At 62.5% G+C, this 22,505-nt stretch carries 29 protein-coding genes, 1 tRNA gene and 1 pseudogene; 20 read left to right on the top strand and 11 right to left on the bottom strand.

Going from position 1 to position 22,505, the window contains the following annotated elements:
• Position 1: 1 nt before the first annotated feature.
• Both AAFG16_RS36725 and AAFG16_RS36730 read right to left on the bottom strand, forming a co-directional pair.
• The gene (locus tag AAFG16_RS36725) at positions 2-613 is read right to left on the bottom strand and encodes a hypothetical protein (RefSeq protein ID WP_342733198.1); all 612 of its coding nucleotides are present in this window, start codon (positions 611-613) and stop codon (positions 2-4) included.
• 61 nt (positions 614-674) lie between these two features.
• Positions 675-1,457, bottom strand: coding sequence for a hypothetical protein (locus tag AAFG16_RS36730; RefSeq protein WP_342733200.1), 783 nt, complete (start codon positions 1,455-1,457; stop codon positions 675-677).
• Positions 1,458-1,789: 332 nt separating this feature from the next.
• Here AAFG16_RS36730 and AAFG16_RS36735 point away from each other — a divergent pair, with 332 nt between their 5' ends.
• Positions 1,790-1,987 carry a hypothetical protein gene (locus AAFG16_RS36735; RefSeq protein WP_084334349.1) on the top strand — a complete coding sequence of 66 codons (198 nt, stop codon included), beginning with the start codon at positions 1,790-1,792 and terminating at the stop codon, positions 1,985-1,987.
• A 111-nt stretch (positions 1,988-2,098) separates the two neighbouring features.
• On the opposite strand, the gene AAFG16_RS36740 is transcribed toward AAFG16_RS36735, so the two are convergent.
• Complete coding sequence (locus AAFG16_RS36740; protein ID WP_342733204.1) at positions 2,099-2,686, bottom strand: MarR family transcriptional regulator; 588 nt, start codon at positions 2,684-2,686, stop codon at positions 2,099-2,101.
• Positions 2,687-3,477: 791 nt separating this feature from the next.
• Here AAFG16_RS36740 and AAFG16_RS36745 point away from each other — a divergent pair.
• The 5 genes from AAFG16_RS36745 to AAFG16_RS36765 all read left to right on the top strand — a co-directional run bounded on the left by AAFG16_RS36745 (position 3,478) and on the right by AAFG16_RS36765 (position 6,501).
• Positions 3,478-3,714, top strand: a complete 237-nt coding sequence (locus AAFG16_RS36745) for a hypothetical protein (protein WP_342733206.1) — start codon at positions 3,478-3,480, stop codon at positions 3,712-3,714.
• 359 nt (positions 3,715-4,073) lie between these two features.
• Entirely contained in the window at positions 4,074-4,289 is a 216-nt protein-coding gene (locus AAFG16_RS36750; protein ID WP_342733208.1) for a hypothetical protein, read from the top strand.
• A 243-nt stretch (positions 4,290-4,532) separates the two neighbouring features.
• Positions 4,533-4,751, top strand: coding sequence for a hypothetical protein (locus tag AAFG16_RS36755; RefSeq protein ID WP_342733210.1), 219 nt, complete (start codon positions 4,533-4,535; stop codon positions 4,749-4,751).
• 319 nt (positions 4,752-5,070) lie between these two features.
• Positions 5,071-5,235 carry a hypothetical protein gene (locus AAFG16_RS36760; protein ID WP_342733212.1) on the top strand — a complete coding sequence of 55 codons (165 nt, stop codon included), beginning with the start codon at positions 5,071-5,073 and terminating at the stop codon, positions 5,233-5,235.
• Between the two features lie 252 nt (positions 5,236-5,487).
• On the top strand, positions 5,488-6,501 hold the full coding sequence (locus tag AAFG16_RS36765; RefSeq protein ID WP_342733214.1) for an AraC family transcriptional regulator: 1,014 nt from the start codon (positions 5,488-5,490) through the stop codon (positions 6,499-6,501).
• A gap of 698 nt (positions 6,502-7,199) precedes the next feature.
• On the opposite strand, the gene AAFG16_RS36770 is transcribed toward AAFG16_RS36765, so the two are convergent.
• Together AAFG16_RS36770 and AAFG16_RS36775 are read right to left on the bottom strand one after the other, a co-directional pair.
• Positions 7,200-7,346 carry a hypothetical protein gene (locus tag AAFG16_RS36770; protein WP_342733216.1) on the bottom strand — a complete coding sequence of 49 codons (147 nt, stop codon included), beginning with the start codon at positions 7,344-7,346 and terminating at the stop codon, positions 7,200-7,202.
• 132 nt (positions 7,347-7,478) lie between these two features.
• The gene (locus AAFG16_RS36775) at positions 7,479-7,739 is read right to left on the bottom strand and encodes a hypothetical protein (RefSeq protein ID WP_283081231.1); all 261 of its coding nucleotides are present in this window, start codon (positions 7,737-7,739) and stop codon (positions 7,479-7,481) included.
• A gap of 247 nt (positions 7,740-7,986) precedes the next feature.
• Here AAFG16_RS36775 and AAFG16_RS36780 point away from each other — a divergent pair, with 247 nt between their 5' ends.
• The 4 genes from AAFG16_RS36780 to AAFG16_RS36795 all read left to right on the top strand — a co-directional run bounded on the left by AAFG16_RS36780 (position 7,987) and on the right by AAFG16_RS36795 (position 10,527).
• Positions 7,987-8,151 (top strand): hypothetical protein, encoded by a 165-nt coding sequence (locus AAFG16_RS36780; RefSeq protein ID WP_283081232.1) that lies wholly within the window; start codon positions 7,987-7,989, stop codon positions 8,149-8,151.
• Between the two features lie 252 nt (positions 8,152-8,403).
• Positions 8,404-9,417: an AraC family transcriptional regulator gene (locus AAFG16_RS36785; protein WP_342733220.1), complete on the top strand. Its 1,014-nt coding sequence runs from the start codon at positions 8,404-8,406 to the stop codon at positions 9,415-9,417.
• A 215-nt stretch (positions 9,418-9,632) separates the two neighbouring features.
• Positions 9,633-9,857, top strand: a complete 225-nt coding sequence (locus AAFG16_RS36790) for a hypothetical protein (RefSeq protein WP_235539831.1) — start codon at positions 9,633-9,635, stop codon at positions 9,855-9,857.
• Positions 9,858-10,200: 343 nt separating this feature from the next.
• Positions 10,201-10,527, top strand: a complete 327-nt coding sequence (locus tag AAFG16_RS36795) for a hypothetical protein (RefSeq protein ID WP_342733224.1) — start codon at positions 10,201-10,203, stop codon at positions 10,525-10,527.
• A gap of 175 nt (positions 10,528-10,702) precedes the next feature.
• Here AAFG16_RS36795 and AAFG16_RS36800 read toward each other — a convergent pair.
• Positions 10,703-10,779: transfer RNA gene (locus tag AAFG16_RS36800), tRNA-Pro, on the bottom strand.
• A gap of 68 nt (positions 10,780-10,847) precedes the next feature.
• Here AAFG16_RS36800 and AAFG16_RS36805 point away from each other — a divergent pair.
• The 6 genes from AAFG16_RS36805 to AAFG16_RS36830 all read left to right on the top strand — a co-directional run bounded on the left by AAFG16_RS36805 (position 10,848) and on the right by AAFG16_RS36830 (position 16,755).
• Positions 10,848-11,837, top strand: a complete 990-nt coding sequence (locus AAFG16_RS36805) for an L-threonylcarbamoyladenylate synthase (RefSeq protein WP_342733226.1) — start codon at positions 10,848-10,850, stop codon at positions 11,835-11,837.
• 23 nt (positions 11,838-11,860) lie between these two features.
• The gene (locus AAFG16_RS36810) at positions 11,861-13,288 is read left to right on the top strand and encodes an FAD-binding oxidoreductase (protein WP_342741027.1); all 1,428 of its coding nucleotides are present in this window, start codon (positions 11,861-11,863) and stop codon (positions 13,286-13,288) included.
• Positions 13,285-13,728, top strand: coding sequence for a GNAT family acetyltransferase (locus AAFG16_RS36815; RefSeq protein WP_342733228.1), 444 nt, complete (start codon positions 13,285-13,287; stop codon positions 13,726-13,728). The genes AAFG16_RS36810 and AAFG16_RS36815 overlap by 4 nt, the downstream gene beginning before the upstream one ends.
• Before the next feature lie 9 nt (positions 13,729-13,737).
• Positions 13,738-14,319, top strand: a complete 582-nt coding sequence (locus AAFG16_RS36820; RefSeq protein WP_283081236.1) for an NUDIX domain-containing protein — start codon at positions 13,738-13,740, stop codon at positions 14,317-14,319.
• A gap of 276 nt (positions 14,320-14,595) precedes the next feature.
• Entirely contained in the window at positions 14,596-15,525 is a 930-nt protein-coding gene (locus tag AAFG16_RS36825; RefSeq protein WP_342733232.1) for a glycine reductase, read from the top strand.
• Positions 15,526-15,561: 36 nt separating this feature from the next.
• Entirely contained in the window at positions 15,562-16,755 is a 1,194-nt protein-coding gene (locus AAFG16_RS36830; RefSeq protein ID WP_342733234.1) for a CoA transferase, read from the top strand.
• 114 nt (positions 16,756-16,869) lie between these two features.
• Here the strand turns inward: AAFG16_RS36830 and AAFG16_RS36835 are convergent, their stop codons facing one another.
• A complete protein-coding gene (locus tag AAFG16_RS36835; protein ID WP_342733236.1) occupies positions 16,870-17,628 on the bottom strand; it encodes an SOS response-associated peptidase in 759 nt (252 codons plus the stop codon).
• Positions 17,629-17,691: 63 nt separating this feature from the next.
• Between AAFG16_RS36835 and AAFG16_RS36840 the strand changes: the two genes are divergently transcribed.
• The 4 genes from AAFG16_RS36840 (at position 17,692) to AAFG16_RS36855 (ending at position 19,786) form a co-directional block, all read left to right on the top strand.
• Positions 17,692-18,192, top strand: a complete 501-nt coding sequence (locus tag AAFG16_RS36840; RefSeq protein WP_342733238.1) for a hypothetical protein — start codon at positions 17,692-17,694, stop codon at positions 18,190-18,192.
• 33 nt (positions 18,193-18,225) lie between these two features.
• Complete coding sequence (locus AAFG16_RS36845) at positions 18,226-18,660, top strand: NUDIX hydrolase (RefSeq protein ID WP_283081240.1); 435 nt, start codon at positions 18,226-18,228, stop codon at positions 18,658-18,660.
• A gap of 208 nt (positions 18,661-18,868) precedes the next feature.
• Positions 18,869-19,246, top strand: a complete 378-nt coding sequence (locus tag AAFG16_RS36850; RefSeq protein ID WP_283081241.1) for a TIGR02301 family protein — start codon at positions 18,869-18,871, stop codon at positions 19,244-19,246.
• 273 nt (positions 19,247-19,519) lie between these two features.
• Complete coding sequence (locus AAFG16_RS36855) at positions 19,520-19,786, top strand: hypothetical protein (protein ID WP_235539844.1); 267 nt, start codon at positions 19,520-19,522, stop codon at positions 19,784-19,786.
• Positions 19,787-19,789: 3 nt separating this feature from the next.
• On the opposite strand, the gene AAFG16_RS36860 is transcribed toward AAFG16_RS36855, so the two are convergent.
• The 4 genes and pseudogenes from AAFG16_RS36860 to AAFG16_RS36875 form a co-directional block, all read right to left on the bottom strand.
• A complete protein-coding gene (locus AAFG16_RS36860) occupies positions 19,790-20,110 on the bottom strand; it encodes a cupredoxin domain-containing protein (RefSeq protein WP_283081242.1) in 321 nt (106 codons plus the stop codon).
• Positions 20,111-20,121: 11 nt separating this feature from the next.
• Positions 20,122-20,655 (bottom strand): DUF4142 domain-containing protein, encoded by a 534-nt coding sequence (locus AAFG16_RS36865; RefSeq protein WP_342733242.1) that lies wholly within the window; start codon positions 20,653-20,655, stop codon positions 20,122-20,124.
• 89 nt (positions 20,656-20,744) lie between these two features.
• Positions 20,745-21,449, bottom strand: coding sequence for an RNA polymerase sigma factor (locus AAFG16_RS36870; protein ID WP_342733244.1), 705 nt, complete (start codon positions 21,447-21,449; stop codon positions 20,745-20,747).
• A gap of 95 nt (positions 21,450-21,544) precedes the next feature.
• Positions 21,545-22,410, bottom strand: a pseudogene (locus AAFG16_RS36875) (sulfurtransferase).
• Positions 22,411-22,505 lie beyond the last annotated feature (95 nt).

A 22,505-nucleotide genomic window follows, 5' to 3' on the forward strand; every position in this document is an offset into this window, starting at 1 on the left:
ATTAAGTGCTCGGATGAAGTATGTAATCCAGCCTCATGTCGAATGAGCCCGGCTCTTTTTGCGCTTCGTCGGACAGCGTCTTATAGATGGCGAAGTAGAGCTTTCGAAGAAGCTCGTTGGCATCGATCAGCAGATCACCTAACAGGGTGATGCCCTCATCGAAAACGGAATGGATCAGCACGAACCCCTTTCCATCCTCATCGTTTTCGTCGTGAGGTATCTTGATCGTCTTGGTTGTCATGCGCATCAGTTCGCGATCCGAATGGGCAACGATCTTGTTGCGCATTCGGACAAGCCGCTGATGCAATGCCCTCTCTTGCTCGCTTAACTTCGCGCCTGCCATTTTTAGTGTCAGAGGCGGAAAGCCACCGTCAGACTGCGAGAACGGCCTAGCGTAGGCAGTGATCAGAGTAGTTTCGAAACAGCGGAAACGCCGCAGATCAGCTCTTGAATATCGTTCCTCCGGATCACACTCGTAGAGGAATTCACATGCGCTCAACGCGAGTTGAAGGTCGCCAAGCGAATACAAGAGGCGAATTCGACGGCGCTCTATGCTCTGCCGCCTTAATTCCGAGGGTGAGAGGCCCGCTGCTTTACCTTTGCGAATTGTCAAGTAAGGCTACTCCTCATCGCTCGCCCGGCCACCATGTTGACGGCGGATCGTTCGCACACTTTCATCTTTCACTCGGATAGCAGCTCCACAGCGTATGGTGCCGGTTCTCTTGGCTTGTGAAGCGGCGCTCTTTATCATCCCCATCCTCTAAAAGAAGATCGAAAACTGACTTGCGTTCGAACTTGTCGATCAGCGAAGCGTATGCAGCTGCCTGCCGGTATGACAGCTGGTCGATGCTTCTGCGATAAGCGTCGGTCGGTGCGGTAAGGAGGCGAAAGCCATAGTCCGCAAGCCAGGCGAGCGTATCTAGCTCCTCTTTCGGCAGGGATACCGTTACCTCGTTTGGCTTTCTCTGCTCGCCCTTTGGGACCGCTGGAGGCCGCTTGGCGTACCGTTGGAGCGCATCCTCGATCGCCATGCGCATTTGTATTGCAAGCTGATGCTGGCCCGCGACCGAGATGCCAGCGAGAGCGCCCAATTCGCGCGCCGCCTTTATGCGCATCTCGCATGCTTCGCTCTTGTTCTCAACAATCTCTGAGTAGTAGTCGTCCGGCCCGGAAATGAAGGCAGGCGGCTTTGGGAAATTGTCACGAGCCAGCACATCCTCGACGTGGCTGCTCATGAACGCGCGGTTGGTCAGCCAGAACAACAGCCAGCTCCACGCACTCCGCTTGATCCAAAGCGCCAGATACACGGCTTGCAACGCAATCAGCGTTCCAAAGAATACCTCTGCGCCACTGTCCATGAGCCGCATCGCAGCCCATGCTATCAGCAGGTCAGGAATGGCTGAGAGAGCTACATTCTTCCAATAGCTCCGCTCCACCTTGCTCTTGATCACAGTCACCGGCCCGCCCCCTTTGCGCCCAGCCTAAGATTGCACACAACGGCTGGGTGTTACAGTAGCCACCCACAGCCGCCAGCGGCCCTCCGTACGGTCGTCCGGGTCCCCTGGGGCCGGGCCCAAACGCGGGGTACGCGCGACCGCGCTCTGTCAGGATATTTGCAGTTTTTGATTTCGCGCTTTCGTTTTGTACCAACTCGCACAGAAATGCGGTGCGCGGAGTGGCTTACGCAAGCCGTGATCTTCACGGTTGGAACGCGGAGACCGACATAAGGTTTACTTTTTGCGTATTATCGCGCTGCGCTGACGGACGCGCGCTGTATTGGAGGCGCTGCATGAAAGTCATCGTTGATGAAACCGGCGAGGTCATCGCCATAGCAACGGATGATCATATTCTGCTCGGGGGCCACCATCGCCTGGCGGTGGCGGGCAGCATGGGCAAAAGATTGTTCTGGCGAGATACCGGCGAGCCTGTGAAGCTTGATCTCTTCTTCAAGCACCATCCGCATGGAAAATCCCGCCGGTCAGCCTGAGCCGTTCGCCCTGGTACCTTTGAGTGGGTGAAGAACGCAAGCATCCGGCCTGTCGGCGCGTGCAGGATCAGAGATGGTCAGCTTTTGACCCAAGCGGACCTGTGGCGCCTATTAGGTTGGGATGACGACAGCGCTCGCCGCTTTCCCTTCAAAATGGCTGCACAGCAATGATATATCTTTTGAGGAAACGGATTTCCGAAAGAACCGGCATTTGAACTGGTTATCACTTGCCGATCCACTTTCGGACAAAAATATGCACGCGCTGCAAATGTCGGCGTGATGGCGGCCCCGAACAACGTCATGTCGAGACAGAACATGTCGGAGCGTGTCACGCAATCGGGATCGATCGTCAACAGCGAGGGCCGCAATCTGATCTCTGAGTACATTTACTGGATCGCGCTCAAGCAATTTCTTGCCTTGAGATGTAACGCGCAAAATTATTGACCGCTTGTCTTCCGGGGATGGCTCACGGGTCACCAACCCCTTACTCTCTAGAACTGCGGCGATTTGCGATGCTCGGCCACGGTTCGTATCGAGAAACCCGGCGAGAGCAGATGGTGTCCTTGAGAACCTGTTAGCACGCCCCAGGAAACGCAGCGCCATCCATTCGCGGTCGCTGAGACCCGAATGCTGACCCTCAAACAGCCAAGCGTTGGCCGTTTGCAGCAGCAACTCCACAACCTCAGTTTCTATTTTCATTGATGGCGGGAAGTCCTTAGCCCGGACCACCACCATTGAAGCGGGTCGGCCCGGGCATGGTGGCTGAAAGGCTACTGTCGGGACTTCGTTGCTTCCGGCATACCGTGCCGTGGAGGGCGTGCGGGGGGCATGAAGCTCCATGCCTGCGCAGCGCCGCAATCTCCGCCCGAACTGCCGAATTTCGATAGCCCTACCGTTCCCAGCGAGGAACACCGTAGTAATACGGCTGTGAACAAACGAGAGATTGGCGCGGCACGTAATCGAATACGTCGGTCATTGGCCATAGCGGACACCGCGCGAATGATGGCGGCCGTTACGATCCGGTCATGCCTCATCTTGCTCCACCGAACCGCCCCCGATACATCGATTGCCATATCGCCAGACTGTCCGAGCCGGATGCATGTTGGGAGCTGGGCAGCTTGATGCTGGTGGCTCGGCCAGCATCATGCCCTTGGCTTTCGCGGCCCCAACTTTGCCCGCCAGCGAGTTAGGGCCGCCTTTTGGGACAAAGCGATGCGACGTGCTTGGAATTGCAGTTCCAAGTCCCGACGCAAGCCGGTCGCGCCACCCCATACATCGGTTGCCATATCGCTAGAACGCCCGAGCCCTGTGCACGTTGGGCCATGGGCCAGCATGACTCCCATCGGCTTGGCCCCTGCGTAGTATCGGCCCCAACTCAGCCCCCCGAGTTGGGGCCGCTTTTTGCGAGGCGCAATCCATAGAGAGGGAATGGACAGGGCGGTGGCGTTTGAGGCCGGGGAACGCTTCATCAGTTCCGGGGTTTCGAGGAAATGCCTCGATACTACTTCGACTTTCGCGATGACGCCGGGCTCACCATCGACGACACTGGTGAGGATTTGCCCGATCTTGATACTGCCCGGGATGCGGCGCTTAGGGCACTTGCCGAAGCCATCCGCGGCAAAAGCGAGATCCACGCGGAAATGGGGCAGATGTTCGTTGAGGTGAGAACCCAGGCCGGGTCAGCTATGACAGTGTCGGCGTCGGTTGAGGTCATTATGAAGTCGTAAGATGGTCGGCCGTGATCAGAATGACCTCCTCGAACGCGCGGCTCGCGCGATTGCCGAGAGCAACAGGCTTGTCGAGGAAGCCGACCAGATCCGTTGGCAGGCCGAGCAAAGACACGCATGGCTTAGACACCATCGAGAGATTTTGGAACGGACTGGCCCCCGTCGCCTGTCCTCAGAGAAGCAAGCGGCATGCGCTAGACCCTTGAGAAGCTCGCAGCCTTGAGAGCACTCGGCGAAGGCCCTGAAGTTCTCTTTGTGCGCTGCACGCAGCGGAGGTTTCGCAGCCACCTGCATTTTGCTAAGTAATTGTCGGTGCTGAACCATGCGGATTAGGACCCGCAAGCGCGAGGGAGACTTTCATGCAAGATCGCCAACTAGCCCATTCCCCCAATGAACCGAATTATCGCTTCGTGGCACGGCAAGAGATCAGAGCGGCGAAGCTGGCCTATGAACGAGCGCAGCGAGCGTTTGAGCAGACCCGTGCTACCCTTAAACAGTCCCAAATCGTCTTGGAGCAGTCGTTCAAAGTCCTCGGCTCCTTTTCGGAGCAAGGGCAGGACGGGACGCAAGAGTAAGCTGCCTCAGTTGGGTGATCCTTTCATCGTGTTGGCAATTAATGGCCGCACGAGGTCGCGTGCTCTCAGTCGTGTCAATTAGCGCGCGTCTCACGCAAAGCCCGTTCGCCGCCGCCTGGATTAAATGTGCCCCCACGACGGAAATAAGCCGCGAACTGGGGTATCATTTCGTACATCACGGACAAAGGCTCGGCTCGTAGGCGTCGGTGGCTGAGAGACAGCTTGTGCTCTCGCGAGGAGCCGATGGAACGATCCCGCCAACTTCAACATCTAGAACAAGCCGAGCGTTATGTGTTGCGTGGCGAGCAGAACGTGTCCGACCAAGAGCAGCGTATCGAAGACCTTGAAAATCACGGGTATGACGTAACTCTGGCCCGCGAACTATTGGAGACGTTCCTCCGCACTCAAGCGCAATTCCTCACGCACCGCGATCTGATCCTCAGAGAACTGGACCGCGCTTGAACCACGGCCGATCACTGACGGCACTTTGAGTTGCCTCGCTTCAAGCTAGGAACTACCTGTCGCTGGCGCTTACTCCGGTTGCCCATTCCCAGCACATTTCTCGGCGACAAACTCCACCCGCCGCCTAAGACGGAAGGGGACGAGTAAGGCCGACGTGCAAACTGTCAGCATCAACGTCGCCTTGAGCACAAAGTGGATGCGCGACTTACAAGAGTTCCTTCACCTTGATCTAGGGATACATCCGAACGGGCAATAGCCGAAGATCGCTTCGCGCTGAAGAGTGAGGTCGCTGCTGCTGGGGGCCAAACGGAGATGTCCGATGGGTGCGGCAGGCTTGCGCTTCGCGCATATGAAAAGAACTCTCCGCTTCCGGGCGGTCTTTATCAGCGTGCTGGAAGAGTTGCCCTTTATCTGCCCGGTGGCGGTCGCAATCGGCTCGCTGATCATGATCGGCATCACTCTCTGCAAGGATTGGCCGCAGTGAGGCCTCGATCATCTACCGAATGATCCGCAATCTTCTCGTAGCCGTCACGCGGAAATCTTTTCGTGCCGTTACGGCATTTCGCGCATCATCGCAACCTCGATGCGAACCGTGTCAGCATCGAAAGTTTGACGGGAAATTCCTCGTCATTTTCTTGAAGTCCTCCCTTGTAATCCACCTCACACCCGCACCGAAGCGCAGTCCGATATAGTCCAGTCGTTCTTGCGGGGTCGGGCGCCGAAACAGGAGGCCGGCATGTCAAACTCATCTGCGCTTTTGCGATGGTCGACCGAGATGCTGCCGGAGCACGTTCGGTTCTCCGCATTCCGTGAGGAGTTTGCGCGGCTGAACCTCGCCTTGGACGTGATAGATCACAGCGGCGGCCGCCCGCGTATTGACGTCACCTACTTGTCGCTCGGCGCGGTTGGCGTTTGTAGTATTGTCACCACGCCGGTGGAGTTTATCCGGCACAAACACCACCTCAAGGATAGCCGCGACCAATTCGGACTGAACATCGTCGAGGCTGGACCCGTCCAATTTGCAAATGCTGGCCGGGAACATGTTTATGATGCCGGCTCCGCTTGTTTGGTTGACCGGGGAAAGCCACTGCGAGTATTTGGCCCGCGTGGCGGCAGCGTCAAATTCGTGACCGTGCAGGCTCCCGCCCTTAGGTCCCTGGTTGCGCAGCCGGAAGATCTTTCAGGTCGGCCGGTGCATCGCGGACCGGCGCTTAGATTGCTCGGTCGTTACGTGCGGTCGCTCGCATCCTTCAAAGAACCTCCGTCATCAAAACTGGCGTCCACCGTCGGCGTTCATCTCCTCGATCTCGTGGCCGCGACGCTCGGGCCGACCGCCGAAGCTGCAGACATGGTTACGGAGCGTGGTGTGAAAGCGGCCAAGCTTCAGGCGATCCTGGCGGAGGTCGCGCAACGCTCCGGTGATCCCAATTTCGATCTGGACAATGTTGCCGGCACGCTCGGTATGTCGCGGCGATACGTGCAAAAATTACTCGAAGGGACCGGGAAGTCGTTCACCGAGCACCTTGCAGGGTGTCGGCTTGAGCGCGCCTTCGCGATGCTGGCTGACCCGCACCATCTGCATTTGGCTATCATTGATATCGCGTTTGCAGTCGGCTTTGGTGACCTTTCTCATTTCAATCGCTCGTTCCGCCGACGCTTCGGCGAGACGCCGTCAGGCGTACGCGCCACATCAATCGTGCGGCAGAAGTCATCCAGCGCCCCCGCACAATGCGCTGGCGACGGCCGCTGAAGTGCGGATACGCACCGGGAGGGCGCAAGGCATCATGAGCGAGGCCGCAGTAAGGCCGTACAGGAGCCCAGGCGCGCGCGGGCTACCGGACACCGGACCACGCCAGCGCATAGGAGAGCCCGCAAAGGGCCGTAGAGCGCCAGCTACTTGCTCCAAGGGCACCCCGACCGGCCGCGCGAGCGCCATGTAAAACTAGGGCCTATTAGGGCCCAGCCGGTTCGGACAGACTTCTCGCCCGCCCGGCAACAACAGAAATATGCCTTTATCTTCAAGCGCTTCCGTCGATTTCAACAAGCCGAAAAAATCGCTTGCAGCAAGGACCACACGGTTTTGCCGTACGCGCGGTTCATTGGCGCCACAGCGGCCGACGGCGTTGTGCACGTTGCCTCGACATGTTGACACGACGAACCTGACAGCGCCGCTCGTCCACGCGCGGCTTCGGGCTCACGGAGAGCAATCCGCCCTGCCCTAACCTCTCGCGCCCGACGCTGCCGCGTCCACCGCAAGCCCGGCTCGCGAAACATGACGACCTCACGATCGCCCCTCAAGGATGAGCCGGGACGGGCGACACATACGACAAATCCGAATTTCGGTAAAGCGGAATATTTTTCCGCTATGGGGTTGACGGGCGGCGACACAGGCCGCTCGTGTGTTCTTCCGGCTTCATTGTCTCTCCGGCGGCGCGACCGCCAAGCAACTTACCCGGCGTGCCCATCCTGACGCTTGCGAAATTTGTCGATGAACTCGCGCTGCTGATCGGCATATTCTTGCGCGACCTCGCGAGCTTCTTCCTCGCGCGATTTTGCTGGTTCCGTAGGCTTCTTGGACTTCTTGTCCTGCGACATGCTGGCTCCGAAGCAATTTCAGGCTGTCGGCCAACGGTCGCTGTGTCGGGTCGTTCCTCGCTCCAAGAATGAATTGTGCATTTGTGAACTTTGGAACGTGGCCGCGCATCCCGCCTATGCGCGCCAAAGGGATCAGCGCGATTTTCGCTTGTGTGTTTGTTTGCGGCTGAGCCGTTTGGCGTTGGCCGCAACCTTCCTTCGATACTGCGCGACAATCTTGTCTCCGGATGCCCCGGCCATCAGGCTTTTACCGGCCTTCGCCGCCGCAAAGAATTTCTCACTCACCATGAGTTGGGCTTCACGTTGAGCGGCTTTGCCGCCGCGCATCAGCTTCGCCATTCGCAGGGCGATCACACGGTTGCTTTCCAGCCCGAGCATCATCCAGTTCCACATGCGGCGATGTTCCTAGCCAAGCAATAGCCTTATCACATGAACAACTCCGGTGTGCGCGGTGTCCAATCAAAGCCGCGTGGCTTCCCACCACGGCAATCGGTGCGGATCATTCTGCCGGTAATGCGCGTCCCTACGAGCTAAGGGTTCCTTCACCTTGCTTTAGGGAACACCCGAACTGGTAATGGCTCGGCCCCATTTCACGCTGAATATCAGACCGCTGCTGCTGGGGGCCAAACGGAGATGTCCGATGGGTGCGGCAGGCTTGCGCTTCGCGCGTATGAAAAGAACTCTCCGCTTCCGGGCGGTCTTTATCAGCGTGCTGGAAGAGTTGCCCTTTATCTGCCCGGTGGCGGTCGCAATCGGCTCGCTGATCATGATCGGCATCACTCTCTGCAAGGATTGGCCGCAGTGAGGCCTCGATCATCTACCGAATGATCCGCAATCTTCTCGTAGCCGTCACGCGGAAATCTTTTCGTGCCGTTACGGCATTTCGCGCATCATCGCAACCTCGATGCGAACCGTGTCAGCATCGAAAGTTTGACGGGAAATTCCTCGTCATTTTCTTGAAGTCCTCCCTTGTAATCCACCTCACACCCGCACCGAAGCGCAGTCCGATATAGTCCAGTCGTTCTTGCGGGGTTGGGCGCCGAAACAGGAGGCCGGCATGTCAAACTCATCTGCGCTTTTGCGATGGTCGACCGAGATGCTGCCGGAGCACGTTCGGTTCTCCGCATTCCGTGAGGAGTTTGCGCGGCTGAACCTCGCCTTGGACGTGATAGATCACAGCGGCGGCCGCCCGCGTATTGACGTCACCTACTTGTCGCTCGGCGCGGTTGGCGTTTGTAGTATTGTCACCACGCCGGTGGAGTTTATCCGGCACAAACACCACCTCAAGGATAGCCGCGACCAATTCGGACTGAACATCGTCGAGGCTGGACCCGTCCAATTTGCAAATGCTGGCCGGGAACATGTTTATGATGCCGGCTCCGCTTGTTTGGTTGACCGGGGAAAGCCACTGCGAGTATTTGGCCCGCGTGGCGGCAGCGTCAAATTCGTGACCGTGCAGGCTCCCGCCCTTAGGTCCCTGGTTGCGCAGCCGGAAGATCTTTCAGGTCGGCCGGTGCATCGTGGACCGGCGCTTAGATTGCTCGGTCGTTACCTGCGGTCGCTCGCATCCTTCAAAGAACCTCCGTCATCAAAACTGGCGTCCACCGTCGGCGTACATCTCCTCGATCTCGTGGCCGCGACGCTCGGGTCGACCGCCGAAGCTGCAGACATGGTTACCGAGCGTGGTGTGAAAGCGGCCAAGCTTCAGGCGATCCTGGCGGAGGTCGCGCAACGCTTTGGCGATCCCAATTTCGATCTGGACAATGTTGCCGGCACGCTCGGTATGTCGCGGCGATACGTGCAAAAATTACTCGAAGGGACCGGAAAGTCGTTCACCGAGCACCTTGCAGGGTGTCGGCTTGAGCGTGCCTTCGCGATGTTGGCTGACCCGCACTATCTGCATTTGGCTATCATTGATATCGCGTTTGCAGTCGGCTTTGGTGACCTTTCTCATTTCAATCGCTCGTTCCGCCGACGCTTCGGCGAGACGCCATCAGGCGTGCGCGCCGCATCAATCGTGCTGCAGAAGTCGTCCAGCGCCCCCGCACAATGCGCTGGCGACGGCCGCTGAAGTGCGGATACGCATCGGGAGGGCGCAAGGCTGAGCGAAGCGACATCCGGAGATCTGCGCCAGCGCATTCCCCGAGTTTCACCCACTCACCGGCTGGATGGGAACTTTCGTTGCCAATCTGCAACGGTTCCCCGCGATCTGAAGCCGGACAAAACAAACTCCCATTCCGGCCACGAACCGCTCTCACAACGCCGTGAGACGACAGGGGAATTACGATGCGTGCACAACGCGTTTGGAAAGTGAACGGGGCTGCCAGCATCGGGCAGCTCCAGTCGAGACTGGACGATCTCAACAAGCGCCTCAGCCAGCTCGAAGGCCAGAATCCGGAGAGCTGGAAGCTCGACGAGCTGAGATCGAGCGCGCTCAGGCTGTCGCGCGAGATCGACGACATCCGCTGCGCCGAGGCGACGGCAGCGCTGAGCGAGCTGCTGCGGAAGTAGCCGGCGCCAGAGAGCCGCCGGTACGTCGGATGGGGAGAGCGACTTGTCCGCCGTAGCTTGAAAAGCGAAGGCGGAAGCGAAATCCATCGATCCCTTTGGGGGGAAGAAGGTGATGGGTTTCGCTTCGCTCTACCCATCCGACCCAGCTCGACGAATCGCTCGCCGCTCAGGGAACCAACGCGTCCCGCCGCCATTTCCATGACAGCATGGAGCAAGATCATGACCAGGCACCTGACGCGAGCCGGTCTCGCGCGCGGCGTGGCCGGCGCGGTATCCACGCTGGTCCTGTGCGCGACGGCGGCATTCACCATCGCGCGCCATTTCGCGCTGTGAGGGATTTCGCATGACATCCGACCCCGAGGAGTCGGTGAGGCTGCAAGGCTTTGGCGAGATGACGTTGCGCACGGCGATCGCGACGCTGATGGCGCTTGCGCTGCGCGAGCGAACCGACGCCGCCATCTTCCGCATCCGCGACGGCTCGCGTTTGGCGTCGAGCGAGATCACCGAGCTCGCCTCCGACTGGGGCATGACGCCGATGGCTGAGGTCAGGTCGCCACGACTGGCACCGGATCAGCACTGGACGGACATCGTTCGCGGCATGGTGCGCGAGGCGCCGCTGCCGTCGCTGATGGTGGCGTTCCTGGTGGGCGTGCTGGTGGCACGGCGGTAGGCGCAAACACAACTCGCGCGGCCTCGGCCGCCGCTGCAAGCCATGCCGCGCGCTCAGGCGCCCCTGCCCGGCCAAATCGGCCGTGGACCCGCCCCGAAAATCGTTGCAGAAAGGTATCCTGAGGCGTCGGCGGCCGGTCCGCCAAGCCTCTGGAAAACGTCAACTTTTGGAAGAATGGTCGGAGTGGCAGGATTCGAACCTGCGACCCCTGCGTCCCGAACGCAGTGCTCTACCGGGCTGAGCCACACTCCGACAAGAAGGCGGCTTATAGCGTCGGGTTTGACGCACTGCAAGCGGCCGAGCCGAGGAATTTTGTCCCTGTGAAAACGGGTCTTGAGACACTGATTTTGCCGGCCGGCGAGGCCGGCGCGGAAGCCGCCGCCCGGACACTTGCGGCCGGCGGGCTGGTCGCGTTTCCGACCGAGACGGTCTACGGCCTCGGCGCGGACGCCGCCAATGCCACCGCGGTGGCCCATATCTACAGCGCCAAGGGGCGGCCGGCCTTCAATCCGCTGATCGCACATGTGCCGGACATCGCCGCCGCGCGCCGGATCGGCGGGTTCGACGGCCGCGCGCTGAAGCTGGCGGAGGCGTTCTGGCCGGGGCCGCTGACGCTGGTGGTGCCGAAGACCGACGGTTGCCCGGTGGCGGATCTCGCCACGGCGGGCCTCGACACCGTCGCGATCCGCATTCCCGCCCACCCGGTGGCCGAGGCGATCCTGCGCGCCTTCGGCGGAGCGGTGGTGGCGCCGTCCGCAAACATCTCCGGCCACGTCTCGCCGACATTGGCGGCTCATGTCGAGAGCGACCTTGCCGGGCGCATCGACCTGATCATCGACGGCGGGCCGGTCGCGGTCGGCGTCGAATCGACCATTGTCGGCTGCTTCGACGCGCCGATGCTGCTGCGGCCCGGCGGGCTGTCGCGCGAGCGGATCGAGGCGGTGCTGGGCATGCCGCTGGCACGGCCGCCGGCGGCAGCCGAGAGCGACGACAGCCAGCCGCTGGCGCCGGGCATGCTGGCCTCGCATTATGCGCCGCGCGCCCAGGTGCGGCTCGGCGCGCTGGACGTTGCGCCTGATGAAGCGCTGCTTGCGTTCGGGCCTGCGCGTCTGCCTGGACTCGATGCTGCCGCGGCCGTCATGAATCTGTCGCCCACCGGTGATCTCGATGAAGCCGCCACCAATCTGTTCGGTTATCTTCGCAGCCTGGATGCGAAGGCGCCGAAGACGATCGCGGTGATGGCGATCCCCGAGGAAGGCTTGGGCGAAGCGATCAATGACCGGCTGCGGCGCGCGGCAGTTGCGCGCTAGAACGCGGAATGAAAGAAGACGACATGAACATCAACCAATCTGCCCCCCCTCCGCTTGCACCCGAGCTGATCGACCAATTCCGCAAGATTGTCGGCGACAAGCACGCCATCACCGACGCGGCAGACATCGAGGCTTACGTCACCGAGGAGCGCAACCTGTTCCACGGCCGCACGCCGCTGGTGCTGCGTCCGGGCTCGACCGCGGAAGTCTCTGCGATCTGCAAGCTCGCCTCCGCGCACAGGATCGCGCTGGTGCCGCAGGGCGGCAATACCGGGCTCGTCGGCGGACAGACGCCGCATAATGGCGAGGTCGTGGTGTCGCTGCGCCGGCTCGACAAGATCCGCGAGGTCGACACCGCCTCCAACACCATGACCTGCGAGGCCGGCGTCGTCCTGCAGATCGCGCAGCAGAAAGCGTCCGACGTGGACCGGCTATTTCCGCTGTCGCTCGGCGCCGAAGGCAGCTGCACCATCGGCGGCAATCTCTCGACCAATGCCGGCGGCACCGCCGCGCTCGCTTATGGCGTGGCGCGCGAGATGGCGCTGGGACTGGAAGTGGTGCTCGCCGACGGGCGGGTGCTCAACGTGCTGTCCAAGCTGAAGAAGGACAATACCGGCTACAATCTGCACAACCTCTTCATCGGCGCGGAAGGCACGCTCGGCATCATCACCGCGGCGACGCTCAAGCTGTTTCCGAAGCCACGGGCGGTCGAGACCGCCTATGTCGGGCTGAAGTCGCCGGCGGCGGCGCTAAAACTGCTGACGATCGCGCAGAGCGAGGCCGCGAACGCGCTGACGAGCTTCGAGCTGCTGTCGGAGATGGCGGTGGACTTCTCGGTGTGCCATGGCATCGACGTGCGCGATCCGCTTGCGGAAAAACATCCGTGGTATGTGCTGATGGAATTGTCCTCGCCGAGCGACGACGCCCGCACGCCGCTGGAGACGATCCTCGGCCGCGCCATGGAAGAGGAAATCGTCGACGATGCCGTAATCGCGGCCAGCCTCGCCCAGCGCAACGCCTTCTGGAAGTTGCGCGAGGAAATGTCGTCGGCGCAGAAGCCGGAGGGCGGCTCGATCAAGCACGATATCTCGGTCCCAGTCGCTGCCGTTCCTGAATTCATCGAGGAAGCCAACGCCGCCGTCGTAAAACTGATCCCGGGCGCGCGGCCGGTGCCGTTCGGCCATCTCGGCGACGGTAATCTCCACTACAATGTCAGCCAGCCGATCGGCGCCGACACCGCGGACTTCCTCGCGCGCTGGCACGAGATGAATGCGGTCGTGTTCGAGATCGTGCTGCGCATGGGCGGCTCGATCTCGGCCGAGCACGGCATCGGCGTGCTCAAGCGCGACGAGCTGCCTGAGGTGAAGGACAAGACCGCGATCGAGCTGATGCGGTCGATCAAGGCGATGCTCGACCCGCTCGGCATCATGAATCCGGGGAAGGTGCTGTGAGTGCTCTTGCGATCGATGCGATTGGGGATGCCGATGTCGAGAACGTTGTGGCGCTGTGGCAGCGCTGCGGCCTGACGCGGCCGTGGAACGATCCGCATGCCGACCTCGCGCTGGCGCGGCGGCGTGGAAATTCCACCGTGCTGATCGGCCGGGATAATGGTGCGATCGTGGCGACCGTCATGGTTGGCCATGACGGCCATCGCGGCTGGGTCTATTACGTCGCCGTCGACCCCGGCTGCCAGAAGCGCGGCTATGGCCGGGCGATCATGGCGGCGGCCGAGAACTGGCTGCGGCAGGCCGGGATTTCGAAGCTTCAGCTGCTCGTCCGGCGCGAGAATGCACAGGCGACTGCGTTCTATGGCTCGCTCGGCTTCGAGCTGTCCACCTCCGTGATGTTCCAGAAGTGGCTCGACGGCCGCGCGACCACGCAAAGCAATTGAGATCCAGCCATGACCATTTCCGACCGCGTCCGCATCAAGGACGTCCGCGTGCTCTCGGACAACTGGACGCCCCTGAAGACCACGACGTTCGAGTACCGCCGCGCCAATGGCGAATGGCAGACGCAGCACCGCGAGACCTATGAGCGCGACAACGCCGCCGCCGTGCTGCCCTACAATCTCGGCCAGCGCACTGTGATCCTGGTGCGGCAGTTCCGCCTGCCGGCGTTCATCCGCGGCTACGACGATCTCCTGATCGAGGCGGCCGCCGGCGTGCTGGAGAACGCTTCGCCGGAAGAGCGCATCCGCGCCGAGGCGGAGGAAGAGACCGGCTATCGCCTGCACCATGTGCACAAGGTGTTCGAGGCGTTCATGAGCCCTGGCGCCGTCACCGAAAAACTGCACTTCTTCGTCGCCGAATACGAACCTTCGATGCGCGTCAGCGACGGCGGCGGCCTCGAGCACGAGGGCGAAGACATCGAGGTGCTGGAGCTCGACATCGACGAGGCGCTGGCGATGATCGCCGACGGCCGCATCATCGACGCCAAGGCGATCATGCTGCTGCAATACGCAGCGCTGCATGTTTTCAGGTGAGAGCTCTCTTCACCTCGCCCCGCTTGCGGGGAGAGGTTGGATTGCATCGAAGATGCAATCCGGGTGAGGGGGAGCCTCCGCGAGTCCAACCCTCACCGTCCTCGCGGAGACTCCCCCTCACCCCAACCCTCTCCCCGCAAGCGGGGCGAGGGAGCGCACCTGCCGCGCGGCGAGCCATCGCGGTAAGCAATTCAGACCTGCGCCCCCCCGCCCCCCGTTGAGCAACCTCAAAACTATCTCTAGTCTGGCTTCAACCAAGAACCAGGAGACGCGCCCATGTCCGCTCCGCGCGACGACGAATTCGGCTTTGCGCCCGACTATGACTCCCCTGTCCCCTATATGCAGCGCACGCGGGACTATTACACCGCGATCGGCTACACCACGCCGTATCGTTGGGCGCATTGCACCGAGGCGCCGTTCCAGCCGCTGAAGAAGCCGCTGGCGCAATCGCGGGTGACCCTCATCACTACCGCTGCGCCGTACGATCCGACCAAGGGCGACCAGGGGCCGGGCGCGGCGTATAATGGCAGTGCCAAATTCTACCAAGTCTACGACGGCGACACGTCGCAGCAGCACGATTTGCGCATCTCCCACATCGGCTACGACCGCAAGCACACCACGGCGACCGACAGCGGCACCTGGTTTCCGCTGCCGCAGTTGCTGAAGGCTAGCGCCGCCGGACGCATCGGCGAAGTCGCCCCGCGCTTCTTCGGCGCGCCGACCAACCGCAGCCATCGCGTCACGATCGACACCGACGCGCCGGAGATTCTGGCGCGCTGTCTTGCCGACAAGGTCGACGTCGCCGTGCTGGTGCCGAACTGCCCGGTCTGTCACCAGACCACCGCGCTGGTGGCGCGGCACCTGGAGCGCAACGGCATCCCGACCGTGATCATGGGCTGCGCCAAGGACATCATCGAGCACGCCGCCGTGCCGCGGTTCCTGTTCTCCGACTTCCCGCTCGGCAACTCCGCCGGCAAGCCGCACGACGTCGCCTCGCAGGCACAGACGCTGGAGCTGGCCTTGAGGTTGCTGGAGACCGCGAGCGGTCCGCAGACCACGATGCAGTCGCCATTGCGCTGGAGCGAGGACGCCTCCTGGAAGCTCGACTACAACAACGTCGCGCAGCTGACGCCGGAAGAGCTGGCGCGCCGCCGCGCCGAATTCGACAAGCAGAAGGAGATCGCGCGCGGCAACCGCGCTGCCTGACGTCCTCCAACAAAAACAAACCAAGGGGAGAGCGACGTGACGCGACCGTTCGAGGGCGTGAAGATCCTGGACTTCACGCAAGTGCTGGCCGGCCCCTATGCGAGCTACCAGCTCGCGCTGCTGGGGGCCGACGTCATCAAGGTCGAGCGGCGCGAGGGCGAGGACATGCGCCGCACGCCGCTCTCCCGCGAATGGGCCGAACGTGGCCTCGCGCCGGCCTTCCAGGCCATCAACGGCAACAAGCGCAGCCTGACGCTGGACTTGCAAAAGCCTGACGCGATCGCGATCGTGAAGAAGCTCGCCGCGACCGTCGACGTCGTCATGGAGAATTTCCGCCCCGGCGTGATGGACAAGCTCGGCATCGGCTATGAAGCACTCTCCGCGATCAATCCGAAGCTGATCTATTGCGCGGTGTCAGGTTTTGGCCAGACCGGCCCGGACCGCTTGCGGCCCGGCTATGACGGCAAGATGCAGGCGCTGTCGGGCATCATGGCGATCACTGGCCATCCCGAGACCGGGCCGACGCGCGCGGGCTTTGCGGTGTGCGACGTGCTCTCGGGCGCGACCGCCGCGTTCGGCGTGTCGAGCGCGCTCTACCAGCGCGACCGCACCGGCAAGGGGCAGCTGATCGACGTCTCCATGCTGGAGGCGACGATGGCGTTCCTCTCCGGCCAGATCGCGGACTGGTCGGTCGCCGGCCATCGCCAGCAGCTGTCGGGCAACCAGGCGGTGAGCCGCAGGACGACGGCGAATTTGTTCAGATGCGGCGACGGCCACATCCTGCTCGCCGTCAACAACGAGAAGCAGTATCGCGCGCTGATGACGACGCTCGGCCGCGCGGACACGCTGTCCGATCCGCGCTTCGCCGACTGGTTTTCGCGCAACGAGAACGAGCCAGCCCTGCGTGCCATCATCGAGGAGGCGCTCGCGGCAAGGCCGGCGCGCGAATGGGAGAAAATTCTCGAGGACGCCGGCGCGCCCTGCGCCAGCATCTGGAAAGTCGAGGAGGTCATCGACCATCCGCAGATTGCCGCGCGGGGCGCCATCCAGGAATTGGACACGCCCTACGGCCACCTGCGCTTTGCCGGCAGCGGCTTCAAGCTCGCGCATGGCGGCGGACGGCTGGACCGGATGGCGCCGGAGCTGGGGGCGGATACGGATGCGGTGCTGGGTGAGCTGGGATTTGATGCTACGGAGATCGCGGCGTTGAGGGCTTGGGAGATCGTTTAAAACTCCGCTGCCGTAGGGTGGGCAAAGGCGCAACGCGCCGTGCCCACGATCTATCTGTTTCTACGACATGCAATGGTGGGCACGCTTCGCTTTGCCCACCCTACGGCAGCGCAGCTAGAACAACGACCCCTGCCCGTCATCGGCCGAGCTCGCTGCAACCTTCCGCGCCGCCTTCTTCGGCTTCGGCGCCTCCGCCTCCATCTCCTCCGCACTGATCGGCAACAGCAACTGCTCGTCGTCATTGGCGACGCGGTTGACGCGGGTGGAGACGGGGTGCCAGGCGAATTCGCCGATGCGTGGCGCCGTCATCAGCGGCAACACATGATCGACCTCGTCACCGCGGATCTCGAGCCAGCGCTCGAAATCGCGCGGGCTGATGGTGACGGGCACGCGGTCATGCAGCGCGGCCAGATTCTCGCCCGCCGCGGCGGTGACGATCGCGACCGTGTCGAGCTCCTCGCCGTTCGGCCCGACCCAGGTCTCGAACACCGCCGCGAAACCAAGCGGCTCACCGTCGGCGCGGTGGATGAAGAAGGGCTGCTTGCGGCCCTCGATGGTTTTCCACTCGTAATAGCCGTCGGCCGGAATCAGCCCGCGGCGGCGGCGTATAGCCTTCTTGAACGCGGGCTTCTCGAGCACCGTCTCCGAGCGGGCGTTGATCAGCAACGTGAATCCCTTGGGATCCTTGACCCAGCTCGGCAGCAGTCCCCAGCGCATCAGGCGGAAATGGCGTGCGCCATTCTCGACCAAAACGACCGGAATCGGTTGTGTCGGGGCGACATTGTACCGTGGCGGGAAATTCGGCTGCTCGATATAGCCGAACAGTTGCCGTAAAGCCGCGGGGGCTGAAGTTATGACGAAGCGTCCACACATCCTTGGGCGTCTATATAGGGTCCGTTCAGGTCCTTTTAACCCCGAACGTTAACACTGCCGCCGATGAGCTCAATGGCCTCCCAACCCGCGCGGACGCATGTACAGACGGGCCTCGAGGCCGCCGCCTGGGCCGAACGGCTGCGCGTGGCCAACATCAACCCGCGGACCGGGCTTGCCACCGACTATCTCAACCATTTCAATGAAGCCGTGATGCTGCTGGAAATGGTCCCCGACATGCCCGAATGCGCGGAAGATTTTCTGACCTGGTCGCCGCTGTCCTATGCCGAGCATTTCACGGCATCGAATTTCAAGGCACGGGATCTCGCCATCGAGGCCTATGAGAAGGCCGATCCGAATGTGCGCGCCCAGTTCGATCACATCACCGACACCATGACCTCGATCCTGACCGCGGTCGGCTCGGCCATGCGCGAGGTCGAGAAGGATACGACCCGCGTCCGGCTCGCCGAGCAGGCCACACTCTGGGTCAAGCCGCTGATCGCGGCCTGCGGCGGCATCATCAATGGCGGCGCGGAGGCCGACGTCGACACCATCATGGCCAACTGAGCCAAGTCCTTTAAGAACCGGTCCTTTAAGAAAATGTCGGCGGTCGTTCAGCCCACCCATCCCCAGATCGCGGTCAGTGCCGCGATTTTTCGCAACAGTAAGGTGCTGCTGACCCGCCGCGCCCGTTCGCCCGCCAAAGGCTTCTATTCGCTCCCGGGTGGCCGGGTCGAGTTCGGCGAATCGCTACACCAGGCGCTCAAGCGCGAGGTCGACGAGGAGACCGGGCTGGACATCGAGATCATCGGCCTTGCCGGCTGGCGCGAGGTGCTGCCCAGCGCGCCCGGCGCCGGGCACTACCTGATCATGTCCTTTGCCGCCCGCTGGGTAGCCAGGGAACCAGCCCTCAACGACGAGCTCGACGATTACCGCTGGATCGCCCCGGACGCCTTGGCGAGCCTGGGCGACCTCAAGCTGACCGGGGGGCTCGAGGAGGTCATCCAGTCCGCTGCGCGCCTGGTTGGCCCCTGACCGAGCCGCGAGCTCTGACGCCTCTCCCGCTTGCGGGAGAGGTCGCTTCGCATCGTAGATGCGAGGCGGGTGAGGGCTTTCGCCTCTAGGGGGTTCTCGCCCGCGGAGATACCCTCTCCCCGACCCTCCCCCGCAGGCGGGGGAGGGAGCGCACCACCCGCGCGGCTCCGCCTTGCGCCCGTCGCCCCGAGGGGGCATACAGCCGCCGATGTCCACGCGATTTCTGGCCATTTTTGCCCTGCTTCTCGCCTGCGCCTCCGTGCCCGCGAGGGCCCAGGACGTGGCGGCGCCATTTGACGCCGATTTGCAGCGGCTGGCGGAGATCCTGGGCGGCCTGCACTATCTGCGCGGCATCTGCGGCTCCAACGAGGGCAACAAATGGCGCAGCGAGATGCAGGCGCTGATCGATGCCGAAACCCCCTCCGGCGAGCGCCGAACCCGCATGATCGCCGGCTTCAACCGCGGCTATAACGGCTTCCAGCAGACCTACCGGAGCTGCACGCCGGCGGCGACGGTGGCGATCCGCCGTTATATCGAGGAAGGCTCGAAGATCTCGCGCGATCTCACGGCGCGCTACGCGAACTGAGGTCTCTCCCCTTGTCATTCCGGGGCGCGCGCAGCGCGAGCTATGGTGCGCAATTGCGCACCTGAGAATCCATCCCACCACCGACTCTGCGGCCCGATGGATTCCGGGTTCGCACTTCGTGCGTCCCGGAATGACAGTGACGGGAACCTGTCATCACTTTGTTCACAGCCGTTAACCGTTCCTAAAGATGTGCCCTAGCGGTCGTTAACACCCGTGCTACACCTCTCTCACAGCGCATCGCCGTGGATCGCGCCCCAGCCCTGACCGAGTTGCATGAGCCAGCCGATTTCCTACGCCCCCGCCCGCGCGCCGCTGCCCGATCACGAGCAGAAGCAGGCTGCCTTGAGCTATCTCAACGAGGCCTGGGCCGAGGCGCGCCATGACGGCGTCGACGGCGATTGCCTGGCGCAGGCAAGCCTGTTCGCCGCCTTCGCCGAGCTGGTCGGCACCTATGGCGAGGATGCGGTGGCGAAATTCGTCGAGGGCCTTCCCGGCCGCGTGCGCAACGGCGAATTCTCGGTCGGCGTCTCCAGGCAGTAGGCGCTACGGCTCGATTTTGAGCGTCGCTTTCATGTTGGGATGATAGCGGCAGTAATACTCGACCGTTCCCGCTTTCTTCAGGACGAACGACACCGACTTCTTCGGCGGCAGCGTCACGTCGAAATCGCCGTTCTTCGCGGTGGCGGTATGGGCGAAGACGTCCTTGTTGATCCAGTTGATGGTGTCGCCCACCTTCGCCGACACCTCAGCCGGTGAGACCACGAGATTCTCCATCGCGATCTCGATCGTCGCGGCGTGTGCCGGGACAACCATCGACATGAAGATGGCCGCAAGCGCGATCGATGCGAGGCGTCCCGGCTTCATCTCACACGCTCCTACTTCAGCTCGGTTGCGACGTGCTCGGCGTGCTGCTGATGGCCCTGAAAGATCTTCAGGCCGGTCTGCAACAGGCTTTTGAGCTCGGCGTTGCTCGCCGACGGGATCAGCTGGGTCTCGAGCGCGCCGTTGACCGTCTTGTGGTAGGCGACCTCGTTGGCGACATAAGCCTTGTCGAAGGCTGTGCCGCTCAGCTTGTCGAGCTCGGCCAGCTTGTCGCTCGCCTGCTTCGACAGCGCCTTGCTGGTGTCGTTGTCCTCGGGCGTGACATTCAGCTTCTTGACCAGCGCGAGCGCCTGCTTGTTGACCGTCTCATGGTCGCGCAGCATGTCGTCGGCAAATGCCTTGACGTCCTTGTTCTTGGACTTCTTCTGCGCCTGCTTGGCCGCGTTGATGTCGATCACGCCGGCAGTGTAGGCGATGTGCGCGATCTGCGGATCGGTGAGCTTGTCGGCAGCGCGCGCGCCTTGCAGCAGCACGGGGCTGGACAACAGAATGGCTGCGGCGGCCGCCGCGCTCCAACGGATGAACATGGTTTGACACTCCTGTGCTGCCGGACGGTTTGCCGGCGTTGCGTCACAGGTGTTGGATGGACGTTTGGCGCAAACGTTCCCGAAAAATTTCAGCCGCCGATGCCGAGCCGCTTCAGCACGGCCTCCGTCAGCCGCTCACAACGCCAGCCGGCGAACGGGAACGCATCCATCATCACCGGGCCGATCTCCCTCTCCACATTCTCGCGCAGCATGGCCCGGGCGCGATGCAGCCGCGTCTTCACGGTCTCGGGCTTGACGCCGAGCAGATCGGCGGTCTCCTCGATGTTCATGCCCTCCATGACCCGCGCGACGAACACCATGCGGAAGACATCCGGCAACTCGTCGATGGCGCGTTCGACGACGCGCTGGATTTCACGTTGGGCCATGGTCCTTTCCGGATCGCCTGCGGGAGAAACGGGAAATTTGATGATCTGCGCCTCGAGCGCCGCTTCCGGCACCGCGCCAAGCTCGACATGCGGCCTGGCGCTACGCGCACGGCCAAGCGCCTCGTTGATGGCGATGCGGGACAGCCAGGTCGACAGCCCGGATTCGCCCCTGAAGCCGTCGAGATGGGTGAAGGCGCGGACATAGGTTTCCTGCACCACGTCCTCGGCTTCGCTGTCGCTGCGCAGGATGCCGCGCGCGAGGCGGTAGAGCCTGCGGTTGTTGGCCTGCATGATCTCGCGCAGCGCAGCCTCGTCCCGGCCCCGGGCCCGGTCGATCAGTTCGGCTTCCGATGTCCTGATTTCTGGGGTTTTTGCGCCGGCGGACAGGCCGGCTGCGGTCCGTTGCATGGCGGTCACCTGCTTGTTTCGCGTCGTTCCGGACATTGGATGCAGGCCAAGGGAAAAGGTTCCCAACTTTCTTACCCTCCCCTGGAGGGTAAGACCTAATCCGTCTCGATCGGCAGGGACGGGTCCCTCGCCCATTCGCCCATCGAGGCATCGTAGAGCGTGAGCTTGTCGTAGCCGAGCTGCGTCAGCATCAGCAGGTCGATCGTCGCCGAGATTCCGCCGCCGCAATACACGATCACATTCTTGTCCCGCGTGACGCCTGCCGCGGCGAATTTCGCTTCGGCATCGGCGAGGCTCGTTAGCGTCTTGTCGGCATTGGCGAGCGTCGCCGCGGGAACGTTGACACTGCCAGGCACGCGACCGGGCCGGCCGTAGCGGCTCGGCTCGAGTCCTGAAACTGCGGTCCGAGTGCATTGACGATCACGGTCGAGGGATCGCCGATCCGCGCCTTCACGGTGTTCTTGTCAACGAAGAAGCCCGCGCGCGGCGACGCCTTGAAGGTCGTAGCCGGATAGCCCTTTGGTGCGCCGGTCTCAATCGGCCGCCCCTCGTCCTTCCATTTGTCGAGGCCGCCGTCGAGCACGCGCGCATCGACACCGAGCGAGCGCAGCATCCACCAGAACCGCGTCGACCACATCATGCTGCCGATGCTGTAGAGCACGATGGTCTTGCTTGCATCGGCGCCGTGACGGCCGAAGGCGGCCTCGAGCTCGGGCACCTCGGCCATCATGAAGAGCGGACCTGCGGAGGTGTCGGAGAACTCGCCTTGCAGGTCGAGGAAATCGGCGCCGGGGATGTGGCCGGCCGCGAAGGTCTTGTCGCCGGGCACGGCACGATACGGCACGTCGCTGCCGGGCGGCACGGGCTCGTTGTAGGTCGTGCAATCGTAGAGGCGCAAATTGGGATCGCCGAGGATGGCGGCGAGTTGCTCGGTGGTGATGAGGGGCGTCGGTTGGGACATTGTCACCTCGCGCTGCAAAGCTGTAGCCCGGGTGAGCGTAGCGAAACCCGGGAACCTCGCAAAGTGAAAACCCGCATGTCGCTGCGCTCATGCGG

The sequence above is a fragment of the Bradyrhizobium sp. B117 genome, assembly GCF_038969555.1.
Taxonomy (GTDB): domain Bacteria; phylum Pseudomonadota; class Alphaproteobacteria; order Rhizobiales; family Xanthobacteraceae; genus Bradyrhizobium.